Source organism: Mesorhizobium sp., from assembly GCF_004963255.1.
In the GTDB taxonomy this organism is placed as follows: Bacteria; Pseudomonadota; Alphaproteobacteria; order Rhizobiales; family Rhizobiaceae; genus Mesorhizobium.
Map to the genome: position 1 here is coordinate 42,700 of NZ_SUGA01000036.1, position 15,486 is coordinate 58,185.

Consider the following 15,486-nt stretch of genomic DNA (forward strand, 5'->3'; position numbering starts at 1 on the left):
TTCTTTCACCCACGGCGACGGGCGCCGCTGGGTCTCGATCAAAATCCCGAGTTGGGGCCAATTGCCTCTAACTGCCCAGACAGGCAGGACAGCGACGAAAGCGGCAACGCCGCGCCAAGCTTCCTGACCTGTTCCAATTCATTCAGCGTCGATCGTTGATCGACGCACAGACGAAGGAACGAAACCATGGAAGTCATTCTCCTCGAGCGCATTTCCCGCCTCGGCCAGATGGGCGAGACCGTGAAGGTCAAGGACGGGTTCGCCCGCAATTTCCTTTTGCCGCAGGGCAAGGCGCTGCGCGCCAACGAAGCCAACAAGAAGAAGTTCGAGGGCCAGCGCGCCCAGCTAGAAGCCCGCAACCTGGAGCGCAAGTCTGAAGCTTCCAAGATTGCCGAGACGCTCGACGGCAAGAGCTTCATCGTCGTGCGCTCGGCCGGCGAGACCGGCCAGCTCTACGGCTCGGTGTCGACCCGCGACATCGCGGAGCTGCTGACCGCCGAAGGCTTCACCGTCAACCGCAACCAGATCGAGCTCAACCAGCCGATCAAGACCATCGGCCTCTCCAACGTGGCGATCGCGCTGCATCCGGAAGTCGAGGTCACCGTGACGCTCAACGTCGCCCGTTCGGCCGACGAGGCGGAGCGCCAGGCCAAGGGCGAGACGCTGACCACCGCCGAAGCCATCTATGGCGAGGACATCAACGACAACGCCCGGCCGGAGAATTTCTTCGACCCGAACGCCGAATTCGAAGGCGGCGAAGAGAACGCCTGATCACTGCATTTCCGAAGCGTCGCTTCGGCTCGCAGACGTCCAGGATTTCTGGACCAACGCCCGGGTCTCAGACCCGGGCTTTTTTGTGCCAAAAGGAACTTTTCGACACCCCATATCTTGTGCACATTACAGCGTAGCGCGTCGATTGGACGCGGGCGATGCGCTGTGGCATCTTCGCTTAGGCATTCCAGTCTGATTACCGGGTGATCCGACTGAGGGGACATTTGGTCATGAACATCCTGTTGAAACACGTTCTCGAACGCCTGGTGCGGGTCGGCGACCTCAAGGTGACCGGGCCGAAGGGCACGACGCACAAGTTCGGCGACGGCAGCGGCGAGCCGGTGCATATCCACATCAAGACCTCGCATGCCGAGCGCGCCATCACCTTCGATCCGATGCTTGCGGTGCCCGAGGCCTACATGGACGGCGAGCTTGACGTGCTGGAGGGCGGCGTTCTCGGGCTGATGCGCATCGCGTTCCAGAACATGGGCTCGAGCGGCATCGACGTGTCCTGGTCGAAGGCGATCGAGGGCCTGCGCCATGCCTTCCGCCGGCTGCAGCAGATCAACACCGCCGCGCGCTCGCGCCGCAACGTGCAGCGCCACTACGACCTGTCGGGCGAGCTCTACAAGCTGTTCCTCGACGAGGACATGCAGTATTCCTGCGCCTATTTCGAGCAGCCCGACATGACGCTGGATGAAGCGCAGCTTGCCAAGAAGCGCCATATCGCCGCCAAGCTGCGGCTCAAGGCTGGCCAGACGGTGCTCGACATCGGCTCCGGCTGGGGCGGGCTCGGCCTCTATCTCGCCAAGATCTTCGACGTGGACGTGCAGGGCGTCACGCTGTCCATCGAGCAGCATGGCGTTGCCACCGACCGCGCGCATGCGCAAGGCCTGCAGGACCGCGTGCATTTCGAGCTCAAGGACTATCGGCACATCAACGAGCGCTTCGACCGCATCGTCTCGGTCGGCATGTTCGAGCATGTCGGCGTCAACCATTACCGAACCTTCTTCGACAAGACCGCGACGCTGCTTAAGCCGGACGGCGTGATGCTGCTCCACACGATCGGCCGTTCCGGCGTGCCGTGGGCGACCAGCGCCTTCGTCCGCAAATACATTTTCCCGGGCGGGTACATCCCGGCGATGTCGGAGGTGATGCCGGCCATCGAGAAGTCTGGCCTGGTGGTGACGGACATAGAAATCCTGCGGCTGCACTATGCCGACACGCTGAAGCACTGGGGCGCCCGCTTCGCCGCCAACCGCGACAAAGCCAAGGCGATCTATGACGAGCGCTTCTGTCGGATGTGGGAATTCTATCTCGCCGCCTCGGAGGCCGCTTTCCGCTGGCAGGACCTGGTGATCTTCCAGTTCCAGCTCGCCAAGAAGAACGACACGCTGCCGGTGACCCGCGACTACATCGCCAAGTGCGAGAAAGCGTTGGAGCTGCGCGACCACGGCCATCCGGAGCCGGAAGCGCCTGCCGCCCAGCCGGCCAAGCCGACGCGCAGGCGCAAGGCGGTGGAGTAGACGCGCATTGCCGCTTGCCATTGCGGGCTAAGCCCATGAAAAAGGTCTCGTTCGCGAGACCTTTTTCATGACTTATCTCATCTATATCGCCGCAGCGCTTGCCGAGATCGCCGGCTGCTTCTCGTTCTGGGCGTGGTGGCGGCTGGAGAAATCGCCGCTGTGGCTTCTCCCCGGCCTCGTCTCGCTGGCGCTGTTCGCTTTCCTGCTGTCGCTGGTCGACACCAACGCGGCTGGCCGCGCCTATGCCGCCTATGGCGGCTTCTACATTGCGGCTTCACTCGGCTGGCTGTGGCTGGTCGAAGGCGTGCGTCCCGACCGCTGGGACCTGGCGGGGGCAGCGCTCTGCATCGTCGGCGCCTCCGTCATCTTGCTTGCGCCGCGCGAGATTTGAGCGATGGAGCTTCCTGCCCAGCTGCGCCAAGGCGTCGACAGCCTGCTCGAGAAGGTGCCGCTGCCGGCGCTGAAGCAGGCGGCAAGGACGCTGTCCGAACGCTACCGCGCGGAGCTGCGCGACGGCCGCCTGCATATGGGCGAGGAGATGGCGGTCAAGGCCTATCTGGCGACGCGGCTGCCGGCCACCTATGCCGCGGTGCGCGCCAGCCTCGAGGCGCTCGCCGATGCGCGACCGGATTTCCAACCCAAGACCTTGCTCGACATCGGCGCCGGGCCTGGCACGATGCTTTGGGCCACGACAGACGCTTGGCCGGAGCTGGAACAGGCGGTTCTGGTCGAGGCAAGCGCAGCGGTACGCAAGGTCGGGCAGTCGCTTGCAGCCGGCACAATCGCCACCCGCACCGACTGGGTCGCCGGCGATGCCACCATCGATCTCGACGGCCTCAAGGCCGCCCACCTCGTCAGCATCGCCTATGTACTCGATGAGGTCGCGCCGGCCTCGTTGCCGAAGCTCGTCGACCGCCTCTGGCAGCTGACCGCCGACACGCTGCTCGTCGTCGAGCCCGGCACGCCCGCCGGCTGGCAGCGCATCCTTGCCGCGCGGCAGCAACTGATTGCCGCCGGCGCGCATATGCTGGCGCCGTGTCCCCACGCGGCGCCCTGCCCGCTCGCGCCGCCCGACTGGTGCCATTTCTCGCGCCGGGTCGCGCGTTCGCGCATGCATCGCCTGGTCAAGGAAGCCGACGTGCCGTGGGAGGACGAGAAGTTCATCTATCTTGCCGCCTCCCGGCAGCCCGCGCCGGCGCGCCCGGCGCGGGTGCTGGCGCCGCCGAAGGGCGGTTCCGGCAAGGTGGTGCTGAAACTCTGCCAGCCGGACGGCAGCGCGAGCGAACAGCTGTTCAGCAAGCGCGACGGCGATGCCTTCAAGGCGGCGCGTCGGGTGGACTGGGGCGAAACGCTCGGATAAAATCTTCTTGTTTTGTTCTCGTTTGAGCGGCTATCTTCCGCCCCTTCGATTCGAGTCAATGACGATTCTTTCCACGAGAAAATTTTGGCTGTGAATCGCGAGTATCAAGGCCGGTTCGAAACTCAGTGTTGCATATAAGTCAGCACCGGCTTGTCCAGTTCTGATATCGAGGAAGCGGGATCGGAATCGGGGATATCATGGCAGAAGCAGCGCGCAAACTGGGCGTCGCGGAGCAACCGCTCTATCGCGAGGCACCGAACAACATTGAGGCCGAGCAGGCGTTGCTCGGCGCCATTCTCGTCAACAACGACGCCTTCTACCGGGTCTCGGATTTCCTCAAGCCGGCGCATTTCTACGAGCCGCTGCATCGCCGCATCTTCGAGGTGGCGTCCGAGCTGATCCGCATGGGCAAGATCGCGACGCCGATCACGCTCAAGACCTTCCTGCCGGCCGACGAGAAGGTCGGCGACATGACGGTGGCGCAATATGTCGTGCGGCTTGCCGTCGAAGCCGTCACCGTCGTCAACGCCACCGACTATGGCCGCGCCATCTACGACCTTGCCACGCGCCGCGCGCTGATCACCGTCGGCGAGGACATGGTCAACATCGCCTATGACGCGCCGGTCGACATGTCGCCGTCAGAGCAGATCGAGGACGCCGAGCGGCGGCTGTTCGAGCTCGCCGAAACCGGCCGCTATGATGGCGGCTTCGAGAGCTTCAACGACGCGGTCAAGACCGCCGTCGACATGGCCAATGCCGCCTATATGCGCGACGGCCATCTCTCCGGCATCTCGACCGGCCTGCGCGACCTCGACCGCCGCATGGGCGGCCTGCAGCCTTCCGACTTGATCGTGCTCGCCGGACGCCCGGGCATGGGCAAGACCTCCTTGGCCACCAACATCGCCTTCAACATCGCCGAGGCCTATGTCCCGGCGCAGCAGGCCGACGGCACGTTCAAAGCCGCCAATGGCGGCGTCGTCGGCTTCTTCTCGCTCGAAATGTCGTCGGAGCAGCTTGCCACCCGCATCATCTCCGAGCAGACCGAGATCTCGTCGTCAAAAATCCGACGCGGCGAGATCACCGAGATGGATTTCGAAAAGCTGGTCGCCTGCTCGCAGACGATGCAGAAGATCCCGCTGTTCATCGACCAGACCGGCGGCATCTCGATCGCGCAGCTTTCCGCCCGGGCGCGGCGCCTGAAGCGCCAGCGCGGCCTCGACCTCATCGTCATCGACTATATCCAGCTTATGCAGGGATCGAGCGCCCGCGCGTCGCAGAACCGCGTGCAGGAAATCACCGAGATCACCACGGGCTTGAAGGCTTTGGCCAAGGAGCTCGGCGTGCCGATCATCGCGCTGTCGCAGCTCTCTCGCCAGGTCGAAAGCCGCGACGACAAGCGCCCGCAGCTCTCGGACCTTCGCGAATCCGGCTCGATCGAGCAGGACGCCGACGTGGTGCTGTTCGTCTATCGCGAGGAATATTATCTGAAGAACCGCGAGCCGAAGCTCGGCACCGAGGAATACGTCAAGTGGGAAAACGAGATGAACGAGGCGCGCGGCAAGGCCGAGTGCATCGTCGCCAAGCAGCGCCACGGACCGACCGGCACCGTCAGCCTCGCCTTCCACGGCGAATTCACGCGGTTCTCCGACCTTGCGGAAGAGCACCATCTGCCGGAGAGGTTTGAGTGATCTCTCAATTTGGGAGTAGCTGATTGGATTTCAGCGACATCTATCAGCGGATGAAGTTCGAAGAATACGAAATCTCCGAGGAAGAACGGACACAACTGACCAGTTATTTGAGATCTCCTGGGTCAATTTCTAGCGCGAAATCTCACGCCGGATTGCTAGTTTTTTGCTATTCGAGCGAGCCGGCGCGCGAGAACGTTGAGTTAGTCAGGAAATTCCTTGCCAAAGATGTTGAGGACTACTCACGAAGCGCAGCGGTGACTGGTCTTTATCGGATCTGGAAGCTGGGAACGACCTCCGATATCGACGATCTTCTCGGCCTTGTAGCACTTTGGCCAGAAGATTCTCGGTACTCCACCTCTATTTCCGCGATCGGATGCGCATTCCTTCTCATGCATCGCCTTCAGCACCGTCGTCTCTCTCTGGCGCTCGGGCAATTGTTGGAGACGCTGCACGAAGAACTCAGACGAGATAACGAATTGGCAGTCGGCCTCTTCATTCATGCCTGTTGGTCCGCGTATGACAATTGGGCTCAGGTCAACCGACAGCGCCGCATCCATTTCGATACGATCGAAGAGGCGTTGCCGATCTATTGGGATCGCCAGAAATACCTCTTGGAACCAATAAACTGATGGCCAAATCGCGCGTTCAGTTCATCTGCCAGAATTGCGGCTCGGTGCATCAGCGCTGGGCCGGCAAATGCGACGCCTGCGGCGAGTGGAACACGCTGGTCGAGGAAGGCACCGCCGGCGGCATCGGATCGGGGCCGGCCAACACGCGCAACGCGCGAAAAGGCCGCGCCGTGGTGCTGACCAGTCTCGCCGGCGACATCGAGGATGCGCCGCGCATCGTGTCGGGCATTGGCGAGCTCGACCGCGCCACCGGCGGCGGCTTCGTGCGCGGCTCGGCGCTGCTGGTTGGCGGCGACCCGGGCATCGGCAAGTCGACGCTTTTGACGCAAGCCGCCGCCGCGCTCGCCTCGAAGGGCCACCGCATCGTCTATGTCTCGGGCGAGGAGGCCGTCGCGCAGATCAGGCTGCGCGCCCAGCGGCTCGGCGTCGCCTCGACGCCGGTCGAGCTTGCCGCCGAAACCAATGTCGAGGATATCCTCGCCACCATCGCCGACGGCAAGCGGCCGGACCTCGTCATCCTCGATTCCATCCAGACGCTGTGGACGGATCTTGCCGATTCGGCGCCGGGAACCGTCACCCAGGTGCGCGCCGCCGCTCAAGCGATGATCCGCTACGCGAAATCCACGGGTGCTGCGATCGTGCTCGTCGGCCATGTCACCAAGGAAGGCCAGATCGCTGGCCCTCGCGTCGTCGAGCACATGGTCGACGGCGTGCTCTATTTCGAGGGCGAAGGCAACCATCACTTCCGCATCCTGCGCACGGTGAAGAACCGTTTCGGGCCGACCGACGAGATCGGCGTCTTCGAAATGTCCGACAAGGGCCTGCGCGAGGTCTCCAATCCGTCCGAGCTTTTCCTCGGCGAACGCCACGCGAAATCACCGGGCGCCGCGGTTTTCGCAGGCATGGAGGGCACGCGGCCGGTGCTGGTCGAGATCCAGGCGCTGGTCGCTCCCTCCTCGCTCGGCACGCCGCGCCGCGCCGTCGTCGGCTGGGACGGAGCGCGGCTGTCGATGGTGCTCGCCGTGCTCGAGGCGCATTGCGGCGTGCGCTTCGGCCAGCACGACGTCTATCTCAACGTCGCCGGCGGGTACCGGATCTCGGAGCCGGCGGCCGATCTGGCGGTGGCCGCGGCATTGGTTTCGTCGCTCACCGGTCTTGCCCTTCCCGCCGATTGCGTCTATTTCGGCGAAATCAGCCTATCGGGCGCCGTGAGGCCGGTTGCGCATGCGCAGCAACGCCTCAAGGAAGCCGAAAAGCTGGGCTTTGGAAGCGCGGTGCTGCCGCTCGGCAGCGAGGAAGTTGCCGGGGGGATCGGGGCCGGCGCGTTCCAGCCCACCGAGCTTGCCGACCTTGTGGCGCGTATAGCCGGCTCACGGCGCAGCCGTGCCGACGACGATGAGTGACGCGGCTCGTCGGGCCGTTAGACAGGAAGTGGGGCGAGGACCATGCCGATTACGCTGCTTGACGGAATTCTCGTCGGCTTCACCCTGGTTTCAGCAATGCTCGCCATGGTGCGCGGCTTCTCCCGCGAAGTGCTGTCGGTGGTTTCCTGGGCAGCGGCGGCGGCAGCGGCTTTCTTCTTCTACAAGCCGGTCCTGCCCTACGTTCAGCCCTATATCGACAACGACAAGATCGCGATGGCCGCTTCAGCGGGTATCGTCTTCCTGATCGCGTTGATCGTCGTCTCCGTCATCACGATGAAGCTTGCCGACTGGATCATCGATTCGCGCATCGGGGCGCTCGACCGCACCCTCGGCTTCCTCTACGGCGCGGCGCGCGGCATCCTGGTGGTTGCGGTGGCGCTTCTGTTCTTCAACTGGCTGGCCGGCGCCAAGGCGCCCGCCTGGATCGCCAACGCCAAGTCGCGGCCGTTGCTCGAGACGATCGGCGCCAAGCTCGAAAGCGTGCTGCCGGAAAACACCGAGGAACTGGTCAACAAATACACGCATAAGGGCACGCCCCAGGCTGGCGCGCCGGCCACGACCGACCAGCCCGCGGCCGAGCCGCCGGCCGGCGACGACAACGCGCCGGCGCCCGACGACAGCGAGGGTGAGGCGCCTGCCGACAACGAGCCGGCTCCGGCGCCCGCCCCGGCTCCCGCTCCAGCGCCGGCAAACTGAAATCCAGGCCGGCCATAGCGCTGGCGTGAGGCATTTTGTGAATGCCTGACGAGGTGCGTTGCGTTCCGTCAGAGATCGCCCTATATGGCGGCTTTAGCGGAGCTTGAGCACCAGATGGCAGACTCAACGGCAGATGCAGGCAATGTCCTTTCCGCCGAGGCCGACGACCATTTCCATGACGAATGCGGCGTGTTCGGCATTTTCGGCCGGCAGGACGCGGCGGCAATCGTCACACTCGGCCTGCACGCCCTGCAGCATCGCGGCCAGGAAGCGGCCGGCATCGTCTCCTATGACGGCACCCAGTTCCATGTCGAACGCCATGTCGGTCTGATCGGCGACACCTTCACCAAGCAGCGTGTCATCGACAGCTTGCAGGGCAATCGCGCCATCGGCCATACGCGCTATGCCACCACCGGCGGCGCCGGCCTGCGCAACATCCAGCCCTTCTTCGCCGAGCTTGCGGAGGGCGGTCTTGCCGTCGCCCACAACGGCAACCTCACCAACGCCCTCACCGTGCAGCGCGCGCTGCAGAAGCAGGGCTCGATCTTCTCCTCGACCTCCGACACCGAGACGCTGCTGCATCTGGTCGCGACCAGCAAGGAGCGCGACCTGAACTCGCGCTTCATCGAGGCGGTGCGCCAGGTGGAGGGCGCCTTCTCGCTGGTGGCGATGACGGCCAAGAAGATGATCGGCTGCCGCGACCCGCTCGGCATCCGGCCGCTGGTGCTGGGCGATCTCGACGGCGCCTGGATCCTCGCTTCGGAGACCTGCGCGCTCGACATCATCGGCGCACGCTTCGTGCGCGACATCAAGCCCGGCGAGATGGTGGTCATCACCTCCAAGGGGATCGAGAGCATCTTCCCGTTCGAGCCGCAGAAGACGCGTTTCTGCATTTTCGAATATGTCTATTTCGCGCGGCCGGATTCCTCGGTCGAGGGCCGCAACGTCTATGAGGTGCGCAAGCGCATCGGCGCGGAACTGGCGCAGGAAAACCCGGTCGAGGCCGACATCGTCGTGCCGGTGCCGGATTCCGGCACGCCGGCGGCGATCGGCTTCTCCCAGGCCGCCGGCATTCCCTTCGAGCTCGGCATCATCCGCAACCACTATGTCGGGCGCACCTTCATCCAGCCTGGCGATTCGATCCGCCACATGGGCGTGAAGCTCAAGCACAACGCCAACCGCCGCATGATCGAGGGCAAGCGCGTGGTGCTGGTTGACGATTCGATTGTGCGCGGCACCACCAGCCAGAAGATCGTGCAGATGGTGCGCGATGCCGGCGCGAAGGAAGTGCATATGCGCATCGCCTCGCCGCCGACCAGCGCATCCTGCTTCTACGGCGTCGACACGCCGGAGAAGTCGAAGCTGCTCGCATCGCGCATGTCGGTCGAGGAGATGGCCGAGTTCATCCGTGTCGATTCGCTCGGCTTCCTGTCGATCGACGGGCTGTATCGTGCCGTCGGCGAGGCGCGCCGCGACAACGACCAGCCGCAATTCTGCGACGCCTGCTTCACGGGACAGTACCCCACCCGCCTGCTCGACTTCGAAGGCCACGACAATGTGCGCACGCTGTCGCTGCTGGCGTCGAGCGGGTCGTAGGCCGCGGTATCTGTTTTGACGCAATTCCGGACGGAAAACCGTCAGACACTTTCCTGGAATTGCAGTGTTTGTTTCTGACGCAATTCCGGACGGAAAACCGTTAGACACTTTTCCTGGAATTGCTTAGCTCACGGACATTCTCGCATGACCCTCGACCTTTCCGGCCGCGTGGCGGTCGTCACCGGCGCCTCGCGCGGCATCGGCTATTTCATCGCCAAGGAACTGGCGGCAGCCGGCGCGCATGTCGTCGCGGTGGCGCGCACGGTGGGCGGGCTGGAAGAGCTCGACGACCAGATCAAGGCTGATGGGCGCGGACAGGCAACGCTGGTGCCGCTCGACCTCACCGACATGGCAGGCATCGACCGGCTGGGCGGCGCCATCCATGAGCGCTGGGGCAAGCTCGACATCCTTGTCGCCAACGCCGCCGTGCTCGGCGTCATTTCGCCGATCGGCCATGTCGAGGCCAAGACCTTCGAGAAGGTGATGACCATCAACGTCACCGCGACGTGGCGACTGATCCGATCGGTCGACCCGCTGCTCAGGCTTTCCGATGCCGGCCGCGCCATCATCATGTCCGCCAACTCCGCCCATTCGGCGCGTGCCTTCTGGGCGCCCTACGCGGCGTCCAAGGCGGCGGTGGAGACGATGATGCGCTCCTGGGCGCATGAGACCGAGAGCCTGCCGCTCAGGGTCAACGCCGCCGATCCCGGCGCCACCCGCACGGCGATGCGCGCGCAGGCGATGCCCGGCGAGGATCCGGAGACGCTGCCGCATCCGTCCGAGATCGCCAGGCGCATCGTGCCGCTGGCAAGCCCGGGACTGAAGGAGACGGGCCTGATCTTCCAGGCCAAGCACAACCGCTTCGTCGCCTACCGGCAACCGGAATAATTCGAGTTCAAAAAGCGTCGCGGCAGGCCGAGCCCGCCTGGCGAAAGCCCTCTTCACGGGTCTGTGAACGGTGCTGCGGAAGCATGTCCCGCCGCCCTGCTTTCGCCGTGCTGAGGGAGTTGCTAGGATCGGTCCGACTCCGACATTCAAGCAAAGTGAGGAATTCCCATGGCTGCTACTCCCAGCGTAGCGTTGGTCTGGTATCTGGTGATCGCCGGCCCGCAAGGCGGCATGGTGGTGCTGCCCAGCACCTTCGACACCCGCGAGCAATGCACAAACGCCATCACCGAATATCAGAAGCAGCCGACCCCGCAGGGCTGGGCCGTGCAATGCGTGCCGAGCGCCTCGCCGTTTACGGATGAAGGGGACGCGGAGACGCCGTCGGCGCAGTAGGCAACACTCCCCCTCACCCAGCCTCCGCTTCGCTCGGCTGACCTCTCCCCGCTGGGGAGAGGAGGCTGTCAGCGCCGGTGCCAATCTCTTCTCCCCACCGGGGAGAAGGTGGCCGCGTAGCGGCCGGATGAGGGGGCGTCGCGCTTCACCGCCCCGCGCTTACGCTCAGCGCCGGCTTGTTGTTGATCGTCTGGAACACCACGCAGTAGCGCTCGGTGAGCTTCATCAGCGAATCGATGCGCTCCTGCGGCTCGTCGGTGTCGAGGTCGAACTCCAGCCTTATCTCGCGAAAACCAACCGGCGCGTCGCGGGCAACGCCGAGCGTGCCGCGGAAATCGAGGTCACCCTCGGCTTCGACGCTGGCGTTGCCGAGCTTGAACTCCAGCGCGGTGGCCACAGCCTTCAGCGTCACGCCCGCGCAGGCGACCAGCGCCTCCAGCAGCATGTCGCCAGAACATAGCTCCAGGCCCGAGCCGCCGGTGGCTGGATGAAGGCCGGCAACCGCGAGCGCCCTGCCCGTCTCCACCTTGCAGGCGATCGACTGATCGTCCAGCGTGCCGCGCGCTCTCAGCGTGATCAGCGCCTTGGCGGCGTCGTCGCGATAGGCTTCCTTCAGCGGAGCCTGCATGGCTTTGAGTGCGGTGGCGTCCATGGTGCTGTCCTTTTCGATAAGTCTCCGAACTTGATAGCACTGTTATGCTGGCGCGACAGCGCCCCCTCTGTCCTGCCGGACATCTCCCCCACTTGGGGGGAGAATTGGCAGCTTCTCCGGCGGCGCCCTTTCGTCAACGTCGGAAATTGGCGAAGGCCGACGCGACATCTGATCTCCCCCCTCGTGGGGGAGATGGCCGGCAGGCCTGAGGGGGGCGCGAAGGAACTCGACGTTTGCGAATAGTTTCTTTGACTTCCTTCGTTCCGGCCATACCTTTGCGATGTCATTCCGCGGAGCCGTCATGCGATCCAAGCTCGTCCCCCTTATCCTTCTGGCGCTTGCCGCTTTCGCCCAGCCGGGCTTCGCCGCGGAAGCACCCGAGCGCCCCGCGCCCCAAGGCGGCGTGCTATCTCTGTTGCCGCCGCCGCAGGTGACCGAGCATTCGATCACGCTTGGCGGGCGCAAGCTGGATTACCAGGCCAAGGCCGGCACGGTCTCGCTCCTGTCGGGCAAGGGCGAGGTCACGGCCGAGATCTTCTATGTCGCCTACACGCAGCAGTCGTCTGCTCCGGCGAAGGATCGGCCGGTCACCTTCGTTTTCAATGGCGGGCCAGGCGCGGCGTCTGCCTATCTGCATCTCGGCGCGATCGGGCCACGCATCGTCGAGACAGCCGCCGACGGCGAGTTCCGCCGGCCGCCGCAAAAGCTCATCGACAATCCCGACAGTTGGCTCGACATGAGCGACCTCGTCTTCGTCGATCCGGTCGGCACCGGCTACAGCCGCGAGGCGCCGGGGCATGAGGGCAAGGAGTTCTGGAGCGTCGACGCCGACGCCAGCTCGGTCGGCGCCTTCATCCGGCTCTATCTGGCGCAGAACGGCCGCACCGGTTCGCCGCTGTTTCTCGCCGGCGAAAGCTATGGCGGCTTTCGCGCCGCGCTGCTCGCCCGCACGCTGCAGGAGGATGTGGGCCTCAGCCCCAGCGGCATCGTGCTGATCTCGCCGGCGCTGGAGTTCATGCTGGTGCGGCCCGACCAGTTCGACCAGTTGCATTGGGCGCTGGAGCTGCCTTCGCTGGCGGCGACCCGCCTGAAGAGCGACGGCGTGAGCGGCGATGCGCTGCGCGACAGGCTGGCCGACGTCGAGCATTATGCGCTCGGCGATTACCTGACGGCGCTGAACAGCGGGCTGGAGCAGGGTGGCAAGCTCGCCAGTGGGCGCGTTTCGGAACTCACCGGCCTGCCGCTCGAGCTCGTGCAACGCAATTTCGCCCGCATCCCCACCGGGCTCTTCGCCAAGGAATTCCAGCGCGCCACGGGCAAGGTGCTCAGCCCGTATGACGCCACGATCGGCACCGCCGACCTCGCGCCGCAAAGTGCGCGCGACGCCGGTCCCGATCCGGTGCTCGACCGCAGCGTTCCGGTCCTGACCTCCGCCTTCGTCGCCTATGTCCGCGACGAGCTGAACTACCGCACCGATATCAGCTACCGGCTGCTCAATGGCGAGGTCACCCGCAACTGGGACTACGGCACTTCGGGCCAGGGCTATGCCGGCGTGATGAACGATTTGCAGCGGGCGCGTTCACTCAACCCGGCCCTCGGAGTCGTCATCGTCAACGGCTATACCGACCTGGTCACGCCCTATCTCGCCTCACGTTACCTGGTGAACCAGCTTCCTTCGCTGTCAGATGCTAAGCCGATCCGCCTCGACGTGGTCGAGGGCGGCCACATGATGTATCTACGACCGGACGGCCGGCGCGCCCTGAAGGACGCGGCATCGGAGCTCTATCAGGCGACGCAGTGATCCCCGACCGGCCTCCGGCAACGACCTGCGCCAACGCAAGCGCCGCGCTGGAGCAGCGCCTTGCAAGCTTTCGCCCGTATAGCTGGAGCAACGGTCCCGGCTGGGGCGGAGCCGCCCCACGCAATCACGCTGAAACCGCATGGCCGATATCGTCGTCCTCGAAAGCCGCGAAAGGGTGCTGGCCGGCATCCTGTTCACGGCTGCCGCCTATTTCCTGTTTTCGGCGCAGGACGCCTCGATCAAGTTGTTGGTCGCCGGCATGACAGTCTGGCAGATCATGTTCGTCCGCTCGATCACCGTTCTCCTCGCCTGCGGCGCGATCGGCGGCAAGCGGCTGTTTGCCGACACGATCGATTCACCGATCGTCAGGCCGATGCTGGTGCGCAGCGCCTTCACGCAGGCCGCGTGGCTTTGCTACTACAACGCCGCGCGCTCGCTGCAGCTCGCCGAGCTCACCACCATCTATTACGCAGCACCCATCATCGTCACCGTGCTGTCCGTGGTGATCTTGGGCGAGACGGTGCCGCTGCTGCGCTGGATCGCGGTCTTCGTCGGCTTCGTGGGCGTCTTCATCGCCTGCGATCCGACGCGGCTCGGCCTCTCCGTGCCGGTGCTGCTGGTGCTGGCGGCCGCCGTGCTTTGGGGGATCGCCGTTGTGCTTTTGCGCAAGACGGCGCTGCAGGAGCGCACGATGATCCAGCTCGTGCTCAACAATTTCTATTTCCTGCTCTTTTCGGCCGTGCCGGCGCTGCTGTGGTGGCGCATGCCTGACGGAACGCAGCTGCTTTTGCTCCTCAGCGTCGGCGCGCTCGGCGGGGTGGCGCAATATGTGCTGTTCGAAGGTATGAAGCGCGCCCCGGTGTCGATCGTGGCGCCGTTCGAATACACCTCGCTGGTCTGGGCCTTCGCGCTAGGCTTCGCCATCTGGGGCGACGTGCCGCGCACGGAGGTATTCATGGGCGCGGCGCTGATCATCGGCGCCGGCCTGCTCATTGTCGTCAACGAGCATTTCCGCAAGCGGGAGCAGGCCTGATGACAGAGAGCTGTCAGGAACAACCGGGTAGGCTAGCGCTATGACGGACACGCTTGAGATGCCTGAAAAGCTCACGCATGCCGCCGCCGACGCAGCGGCCGAGCGCACGCTTGGCATCATCCTGATCTCGGCATCGGCCATCGCTTTCGCGCTTACCGGCGTGCTGACCAAGTCGATCCACGCCGATCCGCTGACGATCACCTGCTGGCGCGGTTTTTTCGGCTCGATCCTGATCAGCCTCTATGTGCTCTGGCGCCGCCGGCGCTCGGGCGGACGCGAAAGCCTGAGACTGGGCTGGCGGGGCTGGCTGCTGGCGGTGGAAGGAGCAGCGATCAGCATCGCCTTCATCTCGGCGTTCAAATACACCTATGTCGCCAATGTCGCGGTCATCTACGCGACCTCGCCCTTCATCGCCGCGCTTCTTGCCTTCCTTCTGGTGCGGGAGAAATTCCGGCTGCAGACGATGCTGGCCGCGGCCGTGTCGCTGTGCGGCGTCTCCATCATGGTGGGCGGCGGCCTCGGCAGCGGCCATCTGTTCGGCGACGGGCTGGCGCTTTTGATGACCGCCGGCAGCGCGCTCTACATGATCATGGTGCGGGCCTTCCGTGATTCGCCGGTCGTGTGGGCGGGCGCGGTCTCGGCCTTCCTGCTCTTCGTGCTCGGCTGGTTCGTCACCGATCCGCTGGCCGTCTCGACGCGCGACGTGGTGCTGCTTGCCACCTTCGGCTGCTCCTTCGCGCTGGCCTCGATCCTGTGGACGGAAGGCTCGCGGCTTATCCCTGCCGCCGAATCCGGCCTGCTGGGCTCTGCCGAGGTGCCGTTCGCCATCCTGTTTGCCCTGATCTTCCTCGGCGAAGCCCCGCCCATGGCCAGCGTCATCGGCGGCGCCATCGTGCTTTGCGCGGTCTTTGCCCATGCCGGCCGCGACTGGCTGAAGGCGAAATCGGCGCGCTCGTAAAAAAATTTCGCCAATCACGGAACCATCATCCGGCACAGGCATTGTTAGATCGACGGGTCACCCCCCAAGTC

Annotated in this window: 15 protein-coding genes; 14 read left to right on the top strand and 1 reads right to left on the bottom strand. The window is 64.7% G+C overall.

Annotated elements, in window-relative coordinates:
• Positions 1-186 precede the first annotated feature (186 nt).
• The 11 genes from rplI to E5X34_RS26890 all read left to right on the top strand — a co-directional run bounded on the left by rplI (position 187) and on the right by E5X34_RS26890 (position 10,971).
• On the top strand, positions 187-771 hold the full coding sequence (gene rplI / locus E5X34_RS26840) for a 50S ribosomal protein L9 (protein WP_292571152.1): 585 nt from the start codon (positions 187-189) through the stop codon (positions 769-771).
• A 230-nt stretch (positions 772-1,001) separates the two neighbouring features.
• The gene (locus E5X34_RS26845; RefSeq protein ID WP_292571155.1) at positions 1,002-2,297 is read left to right on the top strand and encodes a cyclopropane-fatty-acyl-phospholipid synthase family protein; all 1,296 of its coding nucleotides are present in this window, start codon (positions 1,002-1,004) and stop codon (positions 2,295-2,297) included.
• 67 nt (positions 2,298-2,364) lie between these two features.
• On the top strand, positions 2,365-2,688 hold the full coding sequence (locus E5X34_RS26850) for a YnfA family protein (protein ID WP_292571158.1): 324 nt from the start codon (positions 2,365-2,367) through the stop codon (positions 2,686-2,688).
• Positions 2,689-2,691: 3 nt separating this feature from the next.
• A complete protein-coding gene (locus E5X34_RS26855; protein ID WP_292571161.1) occupies positions 2,692-3,657 on the top strand; it encodes a small ribosomal subunit Rsm22 family protein in 966 nt (321 codons plus the stop codon).
• A gap of 197 nt (positions 3,658-3,854) precedes the next feature.
• A complete protein-coding gene (locus E5X34_RS26860) occupies positions 3,855-5,345 on the top strand; it encodes a replicative DNA helicase (RefSeq protein WP_042637924.1) in 1,491 nt (496 codons plus the stop codon).
• Positions 5,346-5,368: 23 nt separating this feature from the next.
• Positions 5,369-5,974, top strand: coding sequence for a hypothetical protein (locus E5X34_RS26865; protein WP_292571167.1), 606 nt, complete (start codon positions 5,369-5,371; stop codon positions 5,972-5,974).
• Positions 5,974-7,377, top strand: a complete 1,404-nt coding sequence (gene radA / locus E5X34_RS26870) for a DNA repair protein RadA (protein WP_126061851.1) — start codon at positions 5,974-5,976, stop codon at positions 7,375-7,377. The genes E5X34_RS26865 and radA overlap by 1 nt, the downstream gene beginning before the upstream one ends.
• A gap of 42 nt (positions 7,378-7,419) precedes the next feature.
• Complete coding sequence (locus E5X34_RS26875) at positions 7,420-8,094, top strand: CvpA family protein (RefSeq protein WP_042637922.1); 675 nt, start codon at positions 7,420-7,422, stop codon at positions 8,092-8,094.
• Positions 8,095-8,208: 114 nt separating this feature from the next.
• Positions 8,209-9,690 (top strand): amidophosphoribosyltransferase, encoded by a 1,482-nt coding sequence (purF, locus tag E5X34_RS26880; RefSeq protein WP_042637921.1) that lies wholly within the window; start codon positions 8,209-8,211, stop codon positions 9,688-9,690.
• 144 nt (positions 9,691-9,834) lie between these two features.
• Positions 9,835-10,578: an SDR family NAD(P)-dependent oxidoreductase gene (locus E5X34_RS26885; RefSeq protein ID WP_292571172.1), complete on the top strand. Its 744-nt coding sequence runs from the start codon at positions 9,835-9,837 to the stop codon at positions 10,576-10,578.
• 168 nt (positions 10,579-10,746) lie between these two features.
• Entirely contained in the window at positions 10,747-10,971 is a 225-nt protein-coding gene (locus E5X34_RS26890; RefSeq protein ID WP_041008353.1) for a hypothetical protein, read from the top strand.
• A gap of 145 nt (positions 10,972-11,116) precedes the next feature.
• On the opposite strand, the gene E5X34_RS26895 is transcribed toward E5X34_RS26890, so the two are convergent.
• On the bottom strand, positions 11,117-11,623 hold the full coding sequence (locus tag E5X34_RS26895; protein ID WP_292571175.1) for an OsmC family protein: 507 nt from the start codon (positions 11,621-11,623) through the stop codon (positions 11,117-11,119).
• Between the two features lie 301 nt (positions 11,624-11,924).
• Here E5X34_RS26895 and E5X34_RS26900 point away from each other — a divergent pair, with 301 nt between their 5' ends.
• From E5X34_RS26900 to E5X34_RS26910, 3 genes are all read left to right on the top strand, one after another.
• Positions 11,925-13,424: a peptidase S10 gene (locus tag E5X34_RS26900; protein ID WP_292571178.1), complete on the top strand. Its 1,500-nt coding sequence runs from the start codon at positions 11,925-11,927 to the stop codon at positions 13,422-13,424.
• 139 nt (positions 13,425-13,563) lie between these two features.
• Positions 13,564-14,457: a DMT family transporter gene (locus tag E5X34_RS26905; protein WP_292571181.1), complete on the top strand. Its 894-nt coding sequence runs from the start codon at positions 13,564-13,566 to the stop codon at positions 14,455-14,457.
• Positions 14,458-14,497: 40 nt separating this feature from the next.
• Positions 14,498-15,415 carry a DMT family transporter gene (locus E5X34_RS26910; protein WP_292571184.1) on the top strand — a complete coding sequence of 306 codons (918 nt, stop codon included), beginning with the start codon at positions 14,498-14,500 and terminating at the stop codon, positions 15,413-15,415.
• Positions 15,416-15,486 lie beyond the last annotated feature (71 nt).

Excerpts from the sequence above, each read along its gene's own strand:
- E5X34_RS26900 (WP_292571178.1), top strand. The coding sequence starts at position 11,925 with ATGCGATCCAAGCTCGTCCCCCTTATCCTTCTGGCGCTTGCCGCTTTC.
- E5X34_RS26890 (WP_041008353.1), top strand. The coding sequence starts at position 10,747 with ATGGCTGCTACTCCCAGCGTAGCGTTGGTCTGGTATCTGGTGATCGCC.
- E5X34_RS26905 (WP_292571181.1), top strand. The coding sequence starts at position 13,564 with ATGGCCGATATCGTCGTCCTCGAAAGCCGCGAAAGGGTGCTGGCCGGC.
- E5X34_RS26875 (WP_042637922.1), top strand. The coding sequence starts at position 7,420 with ATGCCGATTACGCTGCTTGACGGAATTCTCGTCGGCTTCACCCTGGTT.
- E5X34_RS26895 (WP_292571175.1), bottom strand. The coding sequence starts at position 11,623 with ATGGACGCCACCGCACTCAAAGCCATGCAGGCTCCGCTGAAGGAAGCC.
- E5X34_RS26860 (WP_042637924.1), top strand. The coding sequence starts at position 3,855 with ATGGCAGAAGCAGCGCGCAAACTGGGCGTCGCGGAGCAACCGCTCTAT.
- E5X34_RS26855 (WP_292571161.1), top strand. The coding sequence starts at position 2,692 with ATGGAGCTTCCTGCCCAGCTGCGCCAAGGCGTCGACAGCCTGCTCGAG.
- E5X34_RS26910 (WP_292571184.1), top strand. The coding sequence starts at position 14,498 with ATGACGGACACGCTTGAGATGCCTGAAAAGCTCACGCATGCCGCCGCC.
- radA (WP_126061851.1), top strand. The coding sequence starts at position 5,974 with ATGGCCAAATCGCGCGTTCAGTTCATCTGCCAGAATTGCGGCTCGGTG.
- E5X34_RS26845 (WP_292571155.1), top strand. The coding sequence starts at position 1,002 with ATGAACATCCTGTTGAAACACGTTCTCGAACGCCTGGTGCGGGTCGGC.
- E5X34_RS26850 (WP_292571158.1), top strand. The coding sequence starts at position 2,365 with ATGACTTATCTCATCTATATCGCCGCAGCGCTTGCCGAGATCGCCGGC.
- purF (WP_042637921.1), top strand. The coding sequence starts at position 8,209 with ATGGCAGACTCAACGGCAGATGCAGGCAATGTCCTTTCCGCCGAGGCC.
- E5X34_RS26885 (WP_292571172.1), top strand. The coding sequence starts at position 9,835 with ATGACCCTCGACCTTTCCGGCCGCGTGGCGGTCGTCACCGGCGCCTCG.
- rplI (WP_292571152.1), top strand. The coding sequence starts at position 187 with ATGGAAGTCATTCTCCTCGAGCGCATTTCCCGCCTCGGCCAGATGGGC.